This is a genomic window from Mucilaginibacter inviolabilis (assembly GCF_011089895.1).
GTDB classification, from domain to species: Bacteria; Bacteroidota; Bacteroidia; order Sphingobacteriales; family Sphingobacteriaceae; genus Mucilaginibacter; species Mucilaginibacter inviolabilis.
On record NZ_JAANAT010000005.1, the window covers coordinates 287,875 to 306,027 of the forward strand.

Annotated in this window: 15 protein-coding genes; 11 read left to right on the forward strand and 4 right to left on the reverse strand. The window is 43.7% G+C overall.

What is annotated here, in order from left to right; genetic code table 11:
• Nucleotides 1-6: 6 nt before the first annotated feature.
• Together pnuC and G7092_RS27920 are read right to left on the reverse strand one after the other, a co-directional pair.
• The gene (gene pnuC, locus G7092_RS27915) at nucleotides 7-609 is read right to left on the reverse strand and encodes a nicotinamide riboside transporter PnuC (protein WP_166095083.1); all 603 of its coding nucleotides are present in this window, start codon (nucleotides 607-609) and stop codon (nucleotides 7-9) included.
• Nucleotides 610-652: 43 nt separating this feature from the next.
• Entirely contained in the window at nucleotides 653-3,106 is a 2,454-nt protein-coding gene (locus G7092_RS27920) for a TonB-dependent receptor (protein WP_235953959.1), read from the reverse strand.
• Nucleotides 3,107-3,514: 408 nt separating this feature from the next.
• On the opposite strand from G7092_RS27920, the gene aspS reads away from it, so the two are divergent.
• The 11 genes from aspS to G7092_RS27975 all read left to right on the forward strand — a co-directional run bounded on the left by aspS (nucleotide 3,515) and on the right by G7092_RS27975 (nucleotide 13,625).
• Nucleotides 3,515-5,260 (forward strand): aspartate--tRNA ligase, encoded by a 1,746-nt coding sequence (gene aspS, locus G7092_RS27925; RefSeq protein WP_166095085.1) that lies wholly within the window; start codon nucleotides 3,515-3,517, stop codon nucleotides 5,258-5,260.
• A gap of 553 nt (nucleotides 5,261-5,813) precedes the next feature.
• Nucleotides 5,814-7,646 (forward strand): hypothetical protein, encoded by a 1,833-nt coding sequence (locus G7092_RS27930; RefSeq protein ID WP_166095087.1) that lies wholly within the window; start codon nucleotides 5,814-5,816, stop codon nucleotides 7,644-7,646.
• Between the two features lie 20 nt (nucleotides 7,647-7,666).
• Nucleotides 7,667-8,380 carry a hypothetical protein gene (locus G7092_RS27935; protein ID WP_166095090.1) on the forward strand — a complete coding sequence of 238 codons (714 nt, stop codon included), beginning with the start codon at nucleotides 7,667-7,669 and terminating at the stop codon, nucleotides 8,378-8,380.
• 32 nt (nucleotides 8,381-8,412) lie between these two features.
• Complete coding sequence (locus G7092_RS27940; RefSeq protein WP_166095092.1) at nucleotides 8,413-8,982, forward strand: hypothetical protein; 570 nt, start codon at nucleotides 8,413-8,415, stop codon at nucleotides 8,980-8,982.
• Nucleotides 8,983-9,093: 111 nt separating this feature from the next.
• On the forward strand, nucleotides 9,094-9,561 hold the full coding sequence (locus tag G7092_RS27945; protein ID WP_166095095.1) for an FKBP-type peptidyl-prolyl cis-trans isomerase: 468 nt from the start codon (nucleotides 9,094-9,096) through the stop codon (nucleotides 9,559-9,561).
• An 88-nt stretch (nucleotides 9,562-9,649) separates the two neighbouring features.
• Nucleotides 9,650-10,114 carry an FKBP-type peptidyl-prolyl cis-trans isomerase gene (locus G7092_RS27950; RefSeq protein WP_166095098.1) on the forward strand — a complete coding sequence of 155 codons (465 nt, stop codon included), beginning with the start codon at nucleotides 9,650-9,652 and terminating at the stop codon, nucleotides 10,112-10,114.
• 139 nt (nucleotides 10,115-10,253) lie between these two features.
• Nucleotides 10,254-10,733 (forward strand): FKBP-type peptidyl-prolyl cis-trans isomerase, encoded by a 480-nt coding sequence (locus G7092_RS27955; protein ID WP_166095101.1) that lies wholly within the window; start codon nucleotides 10,254-10,256, stop codon nucleotides 10,731-10,733.
• Between the two features lie 87 nt (nucleotides 10,734-10,820).
• Nucleotides 10,821-12,125 carry an amidohydrolase gene (locus G7092_RS27960; protein WP_166095103.1) on the forward strand — a complete coding sequence of 435 codons (1,305 nt, stop codon included), beginning with the start codon at nucleotides 10,821-10,823 and terminating at the stop codon, nucleotides 12,123-12,125.
• Nucleotides 12,115-12,720 (forward strand): hypothetical protein, encoded by a 606-nt coding sequence (locus tag G7092_RS27965; protein WP_166095105.1) that lies wholly within the window; start codon nucleotides 12,115-12,117, stop codon nucleotides 12,718-12,720. The genes G7092_RS27960 and G7092_RS27965 overlap by 11 nt, the downstream gene beginning before the upstream one ends.
• Nucleotides 12,721-12,776: 56 nt before the next feature.
• A complete protein-coding gene (locus tag G7092_RS27970; RefSeq protein WP_166095108.1) occupies nucleotides 12,777-13,289 on the forward strand; it encodes a nuclear transport factor 2 family protein in 513 nt (170 codons plus the stop codon).
• Between the two features lie 21 nt (nucleotides 13,290-13,310).
• The gene (locus tag G7092_RS27975; protein ID WP_166095110.1) at nucleotides 13,311-13,625 is read left to right on the forward strand and encodes a low molecular weight protein tyrosine phosphatase family protein; all 315 of its coding nucleotides are present in this window, start codon (nucleotides 13,311-13,313) and stop codon (nucleotides 13,623-13,625) included.
• A 97-nt stretch (nucleotides 13,626-13,722) separates the two neighbouring features.
• Here G7092_RS27975 and G7092_RS27980 read toward each other — a convergent pair whose 3' ends face one another.
• Together G7092_RS27980 and dinB are read right to left on the reverse strand one after the other, a co-directional pair.
• Nucleotides 13,723-16,617, reverse strand: a complete 2,895-nt coding sequence (locus tag G7092_RS27980) for a DEAD/DEAH box helicase (RefSeq protein ID WP_166095112.1) — start codon at nucleotides 16,615-16,617, stop codon at nucleotides 13,723-13,725.
• Nucleotides 16,618-16,958: 341 nt separating this feature from the next.
• Nucleotides 16,959-18,077: a DNA polymerase IV gene (gene dinB / locus G7092_RS27985; RefSeq protein ID WP_166095114.1), complete on the reverse strand. Its 1,119-nt coding sequence runs from the start codon at nucleotides 18,075-18,077 to the stop codon at nucleotides 16,959-16,961.
• Nucleotides 18,078-18,153 lie beyond the last annotated feature (76 nt).

An 18,153-nucleotide genomic window follows, 5' to 3' on the forward strand; every position in this document is an offset into this window, starting at 1 on the left:
GAGCCTTCACTCAAAACTCACTACTTTCCGCTTCCAGTCAAAATAGCCAAAACAGGCTACGATAAATAAGAATATAGTGAGCACGGCAAACATGGGCAACTTTTTATAAAATAACAGCGGTACGGCAAACAGGTTGGATACATTTAAAAATATCCAATTCTCCACTTTTCTGCGGGCCAGCAGCCACATGCCTGCCCAGGCAGTGGAGGATACAAAAGCATCCCACAGGGGCACGTTTGATGGTGTAAAATACCGGAGCAAAAAATACAGTACCGCCCAGCCACCCAATGATATAGTGAGACTGATGATCCACTCTGTTTTTGTTGACCAGGTGACCTTCACTGGTGGCTGATCGCGCTTTTTTACCCAGTATACCCAGCCATAAACACTCATCACAATATAATATACATTGAGCAGCGATTCGGCGTATAGCTGTGCTTCCATCAATAGCAGAATAGATAAAGCCGTGCCCAGTATCCCCGCAGGGTAAAGCCAGATGTTATTCACCCGCGCAAGTAATACCTCGGCAACACCCAAAGCCACAGCAAGCCATTGCACCCAAGTGGTTTCCCGTATTTGTTCAATAAACAGATCTAATAAGCTATGCATGCCATTCGTGTAATTCGCACAAATTCGTGCAATTAGTGTTCATTTAAAAACTCAAACTCACCGAGGCCATAAAATTGCGCGGGGCCTGCGGGAAAAAGTAGTTATAATTCAGGATATTATTTCCTTTCACATCGGCATAAGTGGCGCCATTAGCTTCATATTTTTCGCTGAAGATGTTGTTCACCTGCAGGCCCAGTCCAATGTTTTTAATACCTTTTACTTTAAAGTTATACCTTATCCGCACATCGTTCACAAAATAACTGTTTAATAAGCGATTGGCAGCATACGGGTTACCTGCATTTTCGGGGGTAATGGTATAGCCTGCCGGGTTTTGGTTGGAAGTATTGTCAATATACTGCCGGCTTACATATTTGCTGATGAAAGCGATTTCACCGCCTTTTACCGGGCTATAACTAATCACGCTTGAACCTGTTAACGATGGCGAAAAAGCGATATCCGTTGTTTTCAAGGTTTCGCCTACTAATGGCCCACTATTTTCATCGGCAAAAAACTGTTGATAGTTCTTGATCTTGTTGGCACTCCAGGTAGCGGTTAGTCCCCAGTATAGCTGACTGGCAATTTTCACCTTGCCGTCAAACTCTACACCTGCACGGTAGCTGTCCTTCACATTGGTACGTACCGGGCTACCTACATCATTCAAGGCGCCGGTTAATACCAGCTGGTTTTTGTATAGCATATAGAAACCGTTGATGCCTCCTGTAAACACCGAGCCACTGATACGGTAACCAGCTTCAAAATCTTTCAGGTTTTCTGATTTTGGGCGATTCTGCGGTGGTGAATCCACATAGTCATCCCGGTTAGGTTCATGATTACCTACTGCGAAGGAGGCGTACACGTTACTATGCTCGTTGAACTGGTAAGTGATACCTGCCTTGGGATTAAAAAAGTTGAGCTCTGCGGTTTGCTGCGCGTTGTTCAGGTTTTTATCTATCCCATAAAAGGAATAATAAATATGGCGGTATTGCATATCGGCATACAGCAACACTTTGTCCAGATGCCACTCGGCGCGGGCAAATATGTTAAAATCGTTCTTTTTGGCGTTGTCGCGATAATACTCATAATTACCCGGCAAACCGATATCCGTAGCAGTCGAGATCACATCGCCATAGTGAGCACCTTTGTACTGATTATAAGCGCCGCCCAGGGTCATGTTCAGATTAGTTTGGGGTTGATATTTAAGGGCGTAAGTAACTCCATAAAAATCGTTATTAAGCCAAAGCCTGCGCACCAAATCGGTAGCGCTGATGGTGTTGCCACCAACCACAACGGGCGCTATACCATAATTTTTCAGGGAATCGGCATTGCGGTATTCTTCGTAATAACCTTTGCCTTTGGTATAGTGCAGGGCACCGCTAAACGATAATTGATTGGATATTTTTTTATCGTACAATAACTGGTAATGGTTTTGGGTATAATGATCTACCTGGTTTTTATAGAACGAACCGTTTGACATCAGTCCCAGCTCATTATAAGTACGATTATCTGAGCGGGTATTATCGCCGATCACATAATCGGCAATACCGTTCCAGGCCTGGTAAGTGGTTTCGTAACCCGAAAATACGTTGGCCCTCAAAGTGCTGTTTTTACCGTACCAGGCGCCGCTTACAAAAAATGATTTAAGATTGGATGACGCCCTGTCGATATACCCGTCAGAATGAATACGCGACACACGGCCATCCAGACTAAAGTGTCCGCCCAGCAAACCCGTTCCGGCGCTTACCGTAGTTTTGATAGAGCCGTATGAACCTGCCGAGGCATTGATATCGGCATAAGCCGTATCGCGGCGGGTGGTAGTTTGTATGTTGATGCTGCCGCCAAAAGCGCCCGCACCGTTGGTTGAAGTACCCACCCCGCGCTGAATCTGGATGTTATCAACAGATGAGGCGATATCCGGTAAATCGACAAAATACGAGCCCTGGCTTTCCGAATCGTTATATGGGATACCGTTGATGGTAACATTGATACGGGTAGCATCCGATCCGCGGATGCGGATACCGGTATAGCCAATACCCGCCCCGGCATCAGAAGTAACCACTACCGATGGGGTTTGGTTGAGCATATATGGCAGATCCTGCCCGAAATTGTTTTTGGCCAGGTCCTTTTTACTCAAATTGGTATAAGCCGTCGGTGAATTTTTAATGGCCCGGGTAGCGCTTACAGTTACTTCTTCAGCGGTAAGCGTGCCATTGGACAGGCTGATGTTGACAACCTCATTTTTATTTAGGCTGATGCTTTTACTGATGGCCTGATAACCGATGTAGCTGGCCTTAAGTACATAATTACCGGCTTTAAGATCGGTAAAGCTGAATTTCCCGGTAGCATCGGCAACGGTGCTCAATACTGGGTTGTTAATGGTGATGGTAGCGCCGGGCAAAACCTCGCCCGATGTGTTGGTGATCTTTCCGCTGATGGAAAGCTGGGCCGATGCCACGACAGGCAACAGCAAAGCAGCGATGGCTGCAAACAAATTTTTCAAAATAACAAATACAAAAAGTAGTTAAACCATCTGCCCATCAGGGTAAACACGCAGTACACTTAACTTATTACCTATCCCTACGCCGGCATTATCCGGATCAGGTGCAGCTCCCCGGCCCCCTAAAGGGGGAGTGCATAGCTAAAGAGAAATCTCCGGGACTATTTACTCCCCCTTTAGGGGGGCGGGGGGCATGGGTTTGATCTCAGCCTGTCTTTCAGTTTGATTGCTCAAAGCAAGGCACCCCCTTGAGAAAATTATAAGGCAAAGATAGTTTTTTAGTCCGAAAGTGGAAAAAGCGTCCAAATGAGCCCCCATAAAATACTCCCGGCATAAAACCTTTCACCTTTTACCTTTCTCCTTTCACCTCAAAAGTTTACTTTTGCAGACTTTTATAAAACTATTGCTACTATGCTTAGAACTCATACCTGCGGCGAATTAAATATCAGCAACTTAGGCCAATCGGTTACTTTGTGCGGATGGGTACAAAAATCTCGCGATTTGGGCGGTACCACCTTTATTGATATGCGCGATCGTTATGGTTTAACACAATTGGTGATCAATACCGATACCGACGCTGCCGTGCGCGAAATTGGTAGAGGTCTTGGTCGTGAATTTGTGATCAAGGTTACCGGTAAAGTTCTGGAACGCACCAGCAAAAACAATAAAATACCAACCGGCGAAATTGAAATTGCCGTTGAAAGCATTGAAATACTAAACGCTGCCAAATTGCCTCCGTTTTTAATTGAGGATGAAACCGATGGCGGCGAAGAGCTGCGTGCTAAATACCGTTACCTGGATCTGCGTCGCACGCCTATCCGTAACAACCTGGTTTTGCGTCATAAAATGGCGCAGGAGATCCGCAAGTATTTGGATAAGCTGGATTTTATTGAGGTAGAAACCCCGGTGCTAATCAAATCGACTCCGGAAGGAGCCCGTGACTTTGTGGTGCCAAGCCGCATGAATCCGGGCGAGTTTTACGCCCTGCCGCAATCGCCGCAAACCTTTAAGCAATTATTGATGGTAAGCGGTTTCGATCGTTATTTCCAGATTGTGAAATGTTTCCGTGATGAGGATCTGCGCGCCGATCGTCAGCCGGAGTTTACACAGATAGATTGTGAGCTTTCCTTCATCACCCAGGAAGATATATTAAACATTTTTGAGGGATTAACCCGCCATCTGTTCACCACCGTAAAAGGTATCGATCTTGGCGATTTCCCTCGCATGCAATATGCCGATGCCATGCGTTTGTATGGGTCGGATAAACCCGACGTTCGTTTTGGAATGGAGTTTGTGGAACTGAACGACATTGTAAAAGGTAAAGGCTTTGGCATTTTTGATAACGCCGAACTGGTGGTAGGTATCAACGCTAAAGGTTGTGCCGGCTATACCCGCAAACAAATAGACGAGCTCACCGAATGGTTAAAACGCCCTCAAATTGGCGTTACCGGCATGATCTATTGCCGTTATAACGAGGATGGCACCCTGAAATCATCCGTAGATAAATTCTATAGCGAAGACGAACTCACCAACTGGGCAGCTGCCTTCAACGCCGAAAAAGGCGACTTGATGCTGGTACTGGCCGGCAATGCCGATAAAGTACGTAAGCAACTGAACGAGTTACGCTTGGAGATGGGCAGTCGTTTAGGTCTGCGCGATAAAAACAAATTCGCACCGCTATGGGTACTGGACTTCCCGCTGTTGGAGTGGGACGAAGAAACCAGTCGTTACCATGCTATGCACCACCCTTTCACCTCTCCAAAACCAGAGGATATTGCCCTGTTGGATACCGATCCCGGTGCAGTACGTGCCAACGCGTATGACCTGGTGATCAACGGCACCGAAGTTGGTGGCGGTTCTATCCGTATTCATGACCGCGCCATGCAGTCGCTCATGTTCAAACACCTGGGTTTTTCGCCGGAAGAAGCACAAAAACAATTTGGCTTTTTAATGGATGCTTTTGAGTATGGCGCACCACCACATGGAGGTTTAGCCTTAGGTTTCGATCGCCTGGTATCTATCTTTGCCGGACTTGATTCTATCAGAGATGTGATCGCATTCCCGAAAAACAATTCAGGGCGCGACGTAATGATCGATTCGCCATCCACCATCGCCGATGCACAGATGACCGAACTGAAGATCAAAACAACTGTTTAAGTAACCCAACAATAAAATAACCAAAGCTCTCTCCAAACTCCACGCTTTAGTGGACGTTTGGAGGGAGCTTTTTGGTGAAAACACAGCATACGATTATATGTTATGCTGAAGTTTTATAAGTATATATAAAAATATACTTAGTATACTATCAACCAATATTGCATTTCTCAAAACAATATTTATATTTAGTGCAACCAGACCTTATGTTGCATGAAAAAACTTAAAATCAAGCCGAATTTTAGTAAATTATCCTTATTATTTACTGTTATTACATTTACATCTGTTAATTATCAACAGCTGTAAAAAAGATGCGCGCACCGATCAGCAAAACACCCTTAGCAATCCAACTATAGCACAGGCAAAAAGCTGGTACGAAAGCGCCTATCCCGTAAATAATAATAAACAAGCAACCCAGTCTACAGCCGGTCACAAAAACCTGAGCGAGCTTATTAAGCCAGACTGGCAGCACCCTGAGATATATACCCGGTTGTCAAAAAATGTAATCGAGTTACCCATTGAACCCGGCAGTAAAATAAATACGGTGCTAAAAAACATGAACACCCATCAAATGTATGGCAGCGGGGCTAACAGCCGGAGTTCATTTATTTTTTTAAAGGATATAAACGGCTTTAAGGCATACGTGATGACCTTAATTGCCGATTCCTCCTATATAAAAAATAATCCGGACAAATTGGCCAACAATACCTACCGTAAACGAGATGCCAATTACAGTGGCCTAGTGCTTTATTTTACACCAGAAGGGAAATTTGTAAATGGTTACCGTTACATAAATGGGCAACTGGTTACCCCTGCAACAAATACAGATAAAAATACCCTTAACAATAAGCTGAAAACCAATACAACCCAACCAGGAGGCAGTTGTATTGATTGGTTCTTAGATACTTATATTGATGGCGCGCTTGTTAGTGAAGTTTATTTATATACTACCTGCACTACCGATGGCGGTAACAGCGGGGGCGGGGGCGGTGTACCGCCAGACCCATGTACCGGTCAAAAGACGAATGCCATCAATAAAACGACTGTAAACAGCATAACCGTACAACAAACACAGCCTCAGGATCCACCTGTTATTGATGGCGATGGGGGCTTGCCTCCACCAATTGACCCCAATACTTCGCCATGTAGCACCGGTCAGGATGGTGGCGGGAACGGTAAAAATACCACTCCCAATTTTGGCATTGACAACAACTGCCTGAACTGCAGGGTTCCTGATGATAAGTTTGATGAGCTTTTGGCTTATGCAGCAAGTGCAGGTCTTACCGTTAATAACCCCTATAATACAACAGTGACGGATAATGGGGTAATCTATGCAGGACAGGCAACCCTGCTCACGAATAGTAATAATGAGATTGTGGCTGCTTATTTTAGTCCGGATGTAAGCGGGGGCCCATTTCAAACAGGTATGGAGTATACTATAGGCAACAAGGGCCCCGATGGCACTAATAGCAACACAACGACCAATACCAGTTTAGAAGGAATTGTGATTGGCCCTTCTTCAACTTATCTGGGTAATGGACCAATCACTTATACACCACCTCACGGCGGAGACGGAGCAATATTGACACTAGCTCAACGCCAAGCTTTTGAAACAGCCGATAATCAAAGGCTCATTAATCTGATGACCCAGGAAGATGCCCAAGACGATGCAGCCATGAGCCCTTGTCATGGCACAGCCAGAAACGGAAATGTCAAGTGGCCGGGTACAGCAGAACATTGGCTGATACAATTTGATTATATGGCAAATAACCCAACTGCATTAAGAGAATATTTTATTCCGGGTTCCAGCGGCAAATTAACCGGGGCCGCAGGATATGCTGATATAGCAGATCCTTCAACCAATCAAATGTTTGAAATTAAACCGGATAACACAGCAGGGCAAACAGCGGGCATGGCAGAAGTTCAACTTTATGTGACTCAAGGGAATGCTTTGTGTCCTCCACCCAATGGCGGCGCTTGGGCCGCGGGTGGCAATTATCCAACACGTTACTTGCCTGATCCAAGAAATTCTTCTAATCTTCTTCAAGCACGGTTATTTAGTAATGGAGTAATAGTTTACGTTTCCATACCCAGAAATAATCAACCAGCTCCTCAACCCGTGGCATTACCACAAAATCTGGCCGACAAACTGAGGAACCTATTTCAAAATATAAAGGCAAATCCGACAACTCAGCAACAGCAGGTCATTACCTTTGTACGGCAAAATCCTAAGATCGTACCTTACTTAAAAAGCGCTTCAGCTGGTATTATTATTGGAACTATTTTGGAAGATATAGCCTCAGATGGTATTGGTATTTTGGATGATTGGGAAAGCTTTGTAATAGCAAGAACGCTATGGCGGGTTGCTAATGGAATAGTTATAATTTGATGTATAATAAAATAAACATTATGCCTACATTATTTTTTAATACGAGTACACTTGCTTATGATTTTCAGAATAGATATCACCAGCATATATCGCTCGAATTTGCGAATTGTGCAGATATGCAGTTAACAGCACAATTTGAGTTATTAACCGGGTTGAAAATTAACAAACAGATTTCTATTGCAACTAGGTCGGAACAAGAATTTTTCATCGAGTATGGAGAAATATCAAAAATACCATTCTACATTTATGCGAATCATAATTGGAATTCCGTAACTGTTCTTTGGAAATCAAAATCCGGGCGTATCTACAAATTGGAGGATACCTATATTGATTGCGATGACATAGAGTTTTGGTTTGAGGAATTGGATGTAGCTTTGATACACCGGCAAATGTTTCCTAACATAAAGTTGCCGTTTAAACTCAAAGATTTGAGCTTCGAGTTGGTTGTTACCCGCATCAATATGGACGCAACAATCCAATTGCAATTAAAGGCTGATCAGCTAAACGATGCAAAAAGAATAGAGTTAAAAATTGATGATTTTATTGCAGGGTTTAATGAAAAGTCAGAAAAAAAGGATCGCATACACGGGGTAATCCACAATTGGAAAACAAGGATTGAAGGTGATAAAATGATCTATGATATAGATCTGGGATCAACCGGCCCCTATTTTTTTAAGAAACTTTTACCCGAGCTTTCGAAAATGGATCACTTTATCAAGGTGGAGCTTTGTTAAGCCACTTTTATGTCAACATTAATCAGTCAATTATGAAAGCCCTTTTCATTATTACCTTGTTTTGCAGTGCAGTAAGCATTAAAGCAACTGCACAGGATTCAACTATATCATATAAAGAACTACCTGCTTATATTGGCAGGAAGGTAACATTTCTTTTGCCCGTAACGGATTTTGATGTGAGACGGGAATATATCTACCTTTATATGGGGAATCGTTACCCAGATCAAGAATTTACGATTATAGTTAAGAGAAATAAGGGCAAAAAACATATCAGACTAAACAAAGATATTATACTTGGCCGTGTGATAGCACCCTTTACCGGCTTTATCTCAGCTTATGATGAGGGGCCAGATACCACTAAAAACTATAATGATGCCGCTATAAAAAAAGAATTTGAAAAGGGGCAGCCAATGGAAATTTACGCGCTGCATCTACATGGAATGATGAGTAGAAAATATGAGCCCAGAACAACTCCTATTGATTTGAGAGGCAAATTGGTGATGCTTGTAACCCTACAAAAACAAATAGGCACCACTACCTATGAAATTTCACACGGTCCTCCTACTGATTTCCCATCAATGTTATTCGATAATCCAAATTAATTGCCCCTGATTATATAGGGATGTATAAACCTAACAATAAAATAACCAAAGCTCTCTTCAAATTCCGCACTTTAGCTGATATTTGGAGGGAGCTTTTTTGATTATATCACTATGAAAAAATACATTTTACTATTAAGCGCTTTTGCTTTGATCATTCTGGCATCCTCATGCGGTGGTTCCATGTCGGGCCAGATGGCGCAGCAGGCCAAAGTTGATGATTCCCTGATCCGGGTATACCTGAAAGCCAATCCGCAGATCAAAGCGGTGAAGGACCCATCGGGCTTGTATTATCAAATTATAAAACCAGGTACCGGTGTTGCCCCTACTGAAGGCTCCACCGTAACGGTTAATTATACCTGTAATCTTATGGGCGGGCAACTGTATGATAAAGGCAGCAATTTCTCGAGCCCCCTTTCGGGTTTGGTTAAAGCCTGGCAAATAGGGGTACCGCATTTAAAACCTGGTGGCAACATGATTCTGTATGTACCATCGCACCTGGCTTACGGTGTAAACGGTGCCGGTCCAATCCCCGAAAATGCGGTACTGACATTTGACATCGATTTGATCAGCGTTCAATAAAAAAACAGAGCGAAAGTATCAAACAGCAAATTGTATCGTTTGAGAGATCAGCACGTATAGCTTTATACGTAAACAGAAATTTATATACATGAAAAAAATTCTTCTATTATTATTCGCTCCACTGGTTATTTTGTCTGCTTGTTCCAAAAAAGATTCAAATGTTGATCCGGCAAAACAAGCCGCGGCCGATGATGCCACTATTCAGGCTTACCTTAAAGCACACACTGAAATTAACGCTACAAAAGACCCTTCGGGTTTGTATTACCAGATCATTACTCCCGGCACAGGCGCTAACCCAACGGTAAGCTCAACCATTACGGTAAATTACACCGGCAAATTGCTTGATGGTACTACTTTTGAAACCGGAACAGCTTTTACCGCAACTTTAAATGGCCTTATCACCGGCTGGAAAATCGGCATCCCGCTTATTAAACCAGGTGGCCGTATTCTGCTGCTTATACCATCAGGTCTGGCCTATGGCAGTCAGGCTAACAGTGGTATCCCCGCTAACTCTGTATTACAGTTCACTATTGATTTAACTGGTTTTAAATAAAAATATCTCCTATCAAAACAAAAGAGGCCCGGTAAAAATCTGGGCCTCTTTTGTTGATGTATCTTATTTATTACCATTTCAATTTAGTCAATAGTTAATTTTATATTAGTGGCACTCAAACTATTGGCGATATATGAATATGAAAAAATACTTTTTGCTACTGGGCCTGATCATCATTACCCTGTCATCCTGCTTAAAAACGGAGCAGCAGAACCCTCCTGCCGCGGTTGACCCTGCAGTACAAGCTGCCACGGATGATGCCGCCATAAAAACGTACCTGGCCGCACATACGGATATTAAAGCCACCAAAGATACTTCAGGTATATATTATCAGATTGTAACTCCCGGAACAGGGCCTAATCCATCAGGAGGGTCAACTGTTACAGTTAACTATACCGGTAAGCTGCTTAACGACAATCCGTTTGATTCGCAAACAAGTTATCAAACCAGTCTTTCGTCAGTTATTCCCGGCTGGACCATCGGCGTGCCCTTTATTAAAGCGGGCGGGCGCATCATCCTGCTCATCCCATCACGGTATGGCTATGGCGCTTATCCAAACGGTCCAATACCCGCTAATTCGGTATTGATCTTTACGATAGACCTCCTCAGCTTTAAATAAATTAAGGTGATTATTCTTAAAAAGGGCAGCATTTTGAAATGCTGCCTTTTTGTTGTTTATGCTTATATTTAGAGTAAATACTACAGCATGAAACAACTTTACACCTTATTACTATCTATAAGCAGCCTGCAGGCTATTGCCCAAACCAATGTAAGCGCACAAATAAATACCAAAGCCGATGCGTTGCAAAACCAGATTGTTGCCTGGCGACGGGATTTTCATGAACACCCGGAGCTGGGGAACCACGAGGTACGCACATCGGGCATTATTGCCAGGCACCTGCAGTCGTTAGGTATACAGGTACAAACCGGCATTGCCACTACGGGTGTAGTAGGTATTTTGAAAGGCGACAAACCCGGGCCGGTTGTTGCCTTACGGGCCGACATGGATGGCTTACCCGTAATTGAACGTACTCCCGTGCCCTTTGCATCCAAAGTAAAAACAACTTATAACGGCCAGGAAGTTGGGGTAATGCATGCCTGCGGTCACGATTCGCATATGGCTATTTTGATGGCTGTAGCCCAGGTGCTATCTACCATGAAAAGCGAGCTGCATGGTACTGTGAAATTCATTTTTCAACCAGCCGAAGAAGGCGTTGAGCCCGGTCAAAAGGGCGGTGCCGAAGAAATGGTAAAAGAGGGCGTGCTGGAAAATCCAAAGGTCGACGCTATATTTGGCCTGCATATCAATTCCCAAACCGAAGTAGGCAAAATCACCTACCGCCCGGGTGGAACGATGGCCGGAGTTAATGATATGCAGATCATCATAAAAGGCCGATCGGCACACGGCGCTTACCCATGGTCGAGTGTTGATCCTATAGTGGTTTCGGCCGAGATCATTAACAATTTGCAAACCATTGTGAGCCGGAATATCGATGTAACACAAAATCCGGCTGTAGTTACCATAGGCGCCATTAAAAGTGGCAACAGATCAAACATTATACCCGAGCAGGTAGAAATGCTGGGGACACTCAGATCTTTTACCCTGGCCGACGAGAAACTGCTGATTGAGCGGGTTAAACAGATAGCCACCAAAACCGCCGAAGCGCAGGGCGCTACAGCCGAGGTAAAAATCCCCTACAGCAACCATTATCCGGTTACTTTTAACGATCCTAAGCTAACCGAAAAAATGCTGCCGAGCCTACAACATACCGCCGGGACAGAAAATGTGCTGTTGCGCCCTCCGGTTACCGGTGCCGAAGACTTTAGCTTTTACCAGGAAAAAGTACCCGGGTTGTTTTTCTTTTTAGGTGGAATGCCAAAAGGTCAGGATCCGCTCAAAGCACCATCGCACCACACACCCGATTTTTATATTGACGAAAGCGGATTTGCATTAGGAGTTAAGGCCCTTTGTAACTTAACTTTGGATTACATGAACAGCTATGGTAAATAGTATAACAAGGTGTTTTATTGGGTTGATTTTATTATTTGGTCTGGGTTGTAACCAGAGTGCAAAACAAAGCGTAACTATTAAAAAGACAGACAGCTTAGTGACCACTTCAACACGTGTATCAAATAAGGAATATCTGCCTTGGGATAGTGTAAAGTTGAACGGCACCATTCCGTTGATTTCTATGCTTAAAAACACCGCGAAAAAGTTGGGTAAGGCCGATAGTATAATTACACCAAAATATGATGAAGTAAGTGCTTCCTTTTTTAATAATGACCGATACAAACTCTATTATTTTAAAGGAGCCGAATTTGAGGAATCAAGTGATAGTTTAGTACTTAGGACTATAGACTTTAGGAAGGACACCGACAGTTATATTACAAGTCCGCGTTTCCGGTTTAATCATTTAACAACTTTAACAGATTTTAAAAAGATCTTCCCAATTTCTGCTGATCATGAACTTCCAGGTACAGATATGGATAAACGCCTGGTGGTAAGTTTAGCCACAGCAAAAAAGGCAACAGATGATCAATGGGTGTTCGTTTTTAATGAGGACGGCAATAAATTACTAAGAATAGATTATTGGATACCAGATTGATGCTTAACTTTGCAAACAACAATGGAATGCATAAACCATATTAACTGCTCATCCAGATGAAAAACATATTCACTATAGTATGTGCAGGTTTACTTTTAACCTTTTCGGTTGGGCACACAACATATGCAGCAGGCATTAATAGTGTAGATACTGCAAAAACTATAAAAACGCTAAAGCCCGAGGTTCTGGAGATTGTAAACACGGTGTTGAAAGCGTCCTACACTTTTAATATCGAAAAAATAGCTGAATTTTATACCCCTAATGCTGTCATAAGCGACGAGCAGGCGCCTTTTTCCTGGGCTGGGCCATTGGCAGGCGTACAGTGGGTAAATTCAGTACAAAAAGCGGTAAAGGGTTTTAAAATAAAAGATTTTAAGGTTGATGTTAAACGGGTAAAAGTTTTTCAGCAAACCGAAGAAGTAGCGTACCTGGTTGTTCCCGTTGAATATACCGGCACCATTAACGGCGATACTTTTGATGAGGAAGGCGCTTTTTCATTTGTGCTCCGTTTGGTAGGTGATAAATGGCTCATTAAAAGTCAGGCCTGGGTACCCAAAAATGGCCTTTGATAATTTAATTTAGCTTTTAAATTGCCCAATCTCCTTTTCATTTGCAGCAAAAACCAATGGCGCAGCCCAACGGCTGAGCTTTTATTTAAAAACCATCCTGTTCACCAGGCCTACTCTGCCGGCACCAGCGACAAAGCTCGTATCCGCGTAAATCAAAAAATGATCGACCGGGCTGATGTGATATTTGTAATGGAACGCAAGCATCAGCAATTGTTAAAACATCGTTTTGATATCACCGGCAAGCAATTGTTGGTATTGGATATTGAGGATAATTATCCCTTTAATGACCCGGAGCTGGTTGCGATTTTAGAAGATGTTTTGAGGGATTATTTGTAAGTCTGTTTTGTCATCCTGAGGAACGAAGTATCTGTTGTTGAACATGCTAAGCACTAAATAGATGCTTCACTACGTTCAGCATGACAAGGAATCTTTTCTACCCCAATATCTCCCTGATATCGTCAGCAGTAAGCGATTTGATAAAGCTTTCTTCTGTAGTGATGAGGGCGCGGCTCAGGCTTAGTTTGCGTTGCTGCAGGGCCAGAATCTTTTCTTCCACCGTATCTTTGGTGATGAATTTATAGATAAATACGTTTTTGGTTTGGCCGATGCGGTGAGTACGGTCAATAGCCTGTTGTTCCACAGCCGGGTTCCACCATGGATCGAGGATAAATACATAATCGGCCTCGGTAAGGTTTAGGCCCACACCGCCAGCCTTTATCGAGATCAGGAACACGCGTGTTTTAGGATCTTCCTGGAACTGTTTTACCACATCCCCCCGGTTTTGGGTGCTGCCATCCAGGTAAACATAAGGTATACCCTCGCGCTCAAAATGTTCGCGGTAAATACTCAACTGTTTTACAAACTGCGAAAATATGAGCACTTTATGCCCGCCATCCAATACGTTGGCCAGGGTATGCACCACGTTTTCAAACTTTCCGCTATCGCCCTCATAATCATCATCGATCATGATAGGGTGATTGGCTATCTGCCGTAGCTTAATTAAACCTTGCAGTACCTGTATCTGGGTTTTGGCAAAGGTGCCGTCTTCCAGGCTTCTCAGCAATTCGTTGCGGTACTCCGATTTTACTTTTTCATAAACCGATGCCTGCTCTTCGCTCATCTGGCAGTAGAAAAGGTTTTCGGTTTTTGGCGGCAGCTCGGTAGCCACTTGCTCTTTGGTACGACGTAAAACAAAGGGTTTTATTAATGCCTGCAGCTTGCGGGCTTTATCTTCGTCTTTCTTTTTCTCGATAGGCGTTACAAACTCGTTTTGAAAAAACTGCTGACCGCCCAGCAAGCCCGGATTTATGAATGACATTTGTGTCCACAGGTCGTTCACCGAATTTTCAACCGGGGTACCACTCAATATCAGCTTAAAGCGCGATTTCAGCTGCTTAACCGCCTGGAACGATTTGGACGAAGGATTTTTGATATTCTGGCTTTCGTCCAATATCACATAATCAAAAAAATACTCTTTGAACATGCCAATATCAATGCGACTAATACCATAGGTAGTGATCACCACATCGTAATTGGCAAATACATCGGCCGATCGGTAGCGCATTGTACCGGTATGCACCATCAGCTTAAGTTGCGGCGCGAATTTTTTAGCCTCATTAAGCCAGTTATATATCAGCGAGGTTGGCATAATCACCAGTGATGTAGCTTTGCTGCCCGCCGCCTCGGTATCTTCTTTATGTTTTTGCAGCAGGGCCAGGGTTTGGATGGTTTTACCCAATCCCATATCATCAGCCAAACAACCGCCAAAATGGTAGTTCTTTAAAAAGTGGAACCAGTTATACCCTGCTTTTTGATATGGCCTTAAATTGCCGGCAAAATGCTGCGGCATCTCTACCTCTTCCAGTTCCTCAAAATCGGTTAATTTCTGGAGTTTGCGGGTCATGGTTACGTTGGCCATTTCGCCCTCGGCCAGATCATTAACCAGGCCTATATGGTGGCGGCGCAGTTTCAAATCGTTATTGCCCTCCGAAAAATGCAGCAGATTGCCGTATTGCGAAAACCATTTTTCGGGTATCACCGCAATCTCGCCCGATGGCAGGGTGAACTCCTTTTTACGGTTAAGGATATGATTGCGGAGCTGGATAAAGGGTATGCTGTACGGCCCAAACCATACAATGGCATGAATATCAAACCAGTCGTTATTTTCTTTTACTTCCAGGTCAATTTTGCTATTGCCAAACACATAGCGTTTTTGCCCTTCGGGCTGCTCCAGCTCAAAGCCCTGCTCAATCAGTTCATCGTGGTGCTGGTTTAGCCACTCAAACACCGAGAACGAATGATCGGCATCCTCATCATGGTTATCCACTTCCAGGTTTTGGAACAAGCTCGACGCTGTTTTGAGCCCCATTTGCTCCAGCTGCTGCATCTTGTTTTTTTCCCAGGTGATGGAACGTTTGATGCGGTGGAAAATATAATCATCGCCATTCTTCTCCATCCGTACCGATACATGCCTGCCATCACCATACGGAAAAATATAGCCTGCATATTTAAAATATAATTGCAGTTGCGAAGTACCACCCTCTATATAAATCGGTTTGAGAGCCGCCTGCGCATCATATTTTTCGGTATTGATGGTAAAACCTTCGGCATACACATTATGCTTTTCGATCAACGGAGCCACAAACTTTTCAAAATAGGATTGCTCTGACGACCGCGGAATGGCGATATATCGTTTATTCAAGAATGGCTGTAGTTTTTTACCTTCTATTTCTTTATCAAAATAATACAGGGTATCGTCCAGCAGCATCCAGGCGGGGTGGTTACAAATGATCTCGGCGTTTTTGAACATGAACTCAATACGCATGCCCTGGTATTTAATGGTCGGGAAATACCTGATCTCCTCCTCATTACGCCTGAAGTGGAACAATATCGAAGCAGCTTCGGTAGCTATCTGCAGCTTGCGCTCGGCGGGGTAACCCTCTTTGCTCATCTGATACACCGGCTTGTTGCATAGCAGAGCCAATGCTTCGGCCATACGCTTTTCCATTTTGGGGCGGATGGTATCAAAAAGCTGTTCGTTAAATATCTTGGAGAAAAACTCAAAAGGACGGATCGGCTTTTTATAGTACCGTTTAATCACGTTACCCTGCTCCATCTCCTCCAATATCTTAATCAGTTTGATATCGGTATCGTCTAAACAATGGATAAATTCCTTGGCTGTATTAGAAAATAAACGCTGGTGGGTTAGTGAAAATTCGCCGTTGGGATTAAGCTGAACGATGTGTGGCTCAATAACGTACGACAAATACTCATGCCGGGCAATGGCATAAATGATCTGGCATGGTTTGGTACTGTCGACGCGTAACATTAACTTTTGATAAAAAATTAATAGAAGTTACATCAACAAAAAATTCAAACGTAATGAGAATTTACCTTATTTGAAAGTGTTTTCTGTTAAATAATTGTTAACACGGTTTACTATTTAATTAAAAGTTGATTTTAATTCCCCACTGAGGCATAATAGTCTATTAATTATTTTGTTGTTTAATTCCCTCCTTGGGGAGGGGTGCGGAGGCATTGTGTAGCAGCAGGAAAGGTTTTATACTGTAGACGTGACGAACAAACCCCTCCCTTCCCCTCCCGAGGGAGGGAATCGCACTGGCCAGTGCTTTTAAATTCAATACTATCTAATATTCCCCCTTTAGGGGGCTAAAACTCCAGCGACAACTGATCGCCGGGACCGGCTTCTTTTTCCTGCTTAGACTTGGCTACCAAGTCGCCAAAGTTGGAGAGAGAGATACCTAACAAACGAACCCTGGCATCTTCGGTATAGTTAGCCGCCATAATTTGTTTAGCTGTTTTACTAATAGTTTCCAGATCATTAAAAGCCTCCGGGAAGGATTGATTACGGGTGATCTGTTTAAAATCGCTGTATTTTACTTTGAGGGTAAGGGTACGGCCTTTCAAATCATACTTAAGCAGGCGATTGTAAACGGTTTGTGCTATTTTATCGAGCTCGGCATCCATTTCTTCGAGCGTGGTAAGGTCGTAGGCAAAAGTATCTTCGGCCCCCAGCGATTTGGTTTCGCGATGGGGTTGTACCTCACGGTTATCCACACCCCGCACAATCTGGTAGTAAAACCTGCCGGTTTTACCAAAATGCCTTACCAGTTCATCTTCTGTTAATCTTTTGAGATCGGCTCCGGTATGCAGGCCCATTTGTTTCATTTTTTGGGCGGTCACCTTACCTACGCCAAAGAATTTTTCAACGGGTAACTGCTCCATAAAATCTTCAATGCTGGAGGGGCCGATAAACTTTAATCCATCGGGCTTATTGATATCCGATGCTATTTTGGCTACGAATTTATTGATGGATACACCTGCCGAGGCTGTGAGCTGCAACTCATCCTTAATAGCCTGCTTAATCTGTTTGGCTATTTCAATGGCCGAGCCAATATTCAGTTTATCGTGGGTTACATCCAGGTAAGCTTCATCTAATGACAGCGGCTCTATCAGATCTGTATACCGGCTGAATATTTCCCTGATCTTTTGTGATACTTCGCCATAGGCGGCAAAGCGTGGCCGCACAAATATAGCATCGGGGCAAAGTTGTAAAGCCCTTTTTGATGACATGGCCGAGCGCACACCGAACTTGCGCGCTTCATAACTCGCTGTAGCTACCACCCCACCCCTGCCTTGCGGCGAACCACCTACCACCAGCGCCTTGCCCCGGTACTCCGGAAAATCGCGCTGCTCCACAGACGCGTAAAAAGCATCCATATCAATATGGATAATTTTACGGATGACCTGTTCGGATTGGTTTGGCATGCAGGACAAAGATACGGAGAGCCTTTGCTAAAATGAATAGCTAAACGCAGAGATTGACCAATCCAACCATCACTTT